The 687-nt window shown below is 57.4% G+C and carries 1 pseudogene; it reads left to right on the forward strand.

From position 1 onward, the window contains the following. Window positions 1-27 precede the first annotated feature (27 nt). Window positions 28-687, forward strand: a pseudogene (locus tag ACR0E6_RS22360) (adenylate/guanylate cyclase domain-containing protein); the annotation flags it as partial.

Raw genomic sequence — 687 nt, forward strand, 5'->3', positions numbered from 1 at the left:
CACTGGTGCAAAACATGAGGGTCGCGCGTGGTCACAACGGACAACGCTCTTTGGCGTGGCGGGTGGTCAACCCGGCTTAGAATCGGCAGCGGGCTGGTCCTTTTTGTCTTTGCCTTCTTCCACTTTCTGAACATCGGCCTGGGCCTGTTTCACACCGACTATCTGCATGGCATGCAAGATGGTCGAAAGGCCGTAACCCGCCACGACGCCATGAGCGCTCTTCTCTACCTTGCGCTGATCATACATTCGGGCCTGGCGCTAACGTCGATCATACAGCGACGGACCTTGCGCATGCCGTTCAGCTCAGCCCTCCAAATCGTGCTGGGGCTGCTGATCCCGATCCAGCTGATCGTCCACATCATTCACACGCGCTACGCGCATGAGATCTACGATGTGAATGACGAAATGGGCTATATCATCATCCTGATGTGGCCAAGCTCTGCGATTTGGATGCAAAGCCTGCTGTTGCTGATCGTGTGGGTACATGGCTGCATCGGGTTGCACATGTGGCTGCGGTTGACACGGTGGTGGGGCAAGACCCTGCCCTACCTGATCGGTATTGCGGTCTTTGTCCCCTGTTTCGCCCTGGCCGGTGTGCTGACCGAAGGGCGCCGGATCTGGGCCGATTTTGCCGATGACTTCCTGCGCGAACAGTATATCGAACACTATAACTGGCCCTCGGCCGAG

It is taken from the genome of Ruegeria sp. AP12, assembly GCF_056540025.1.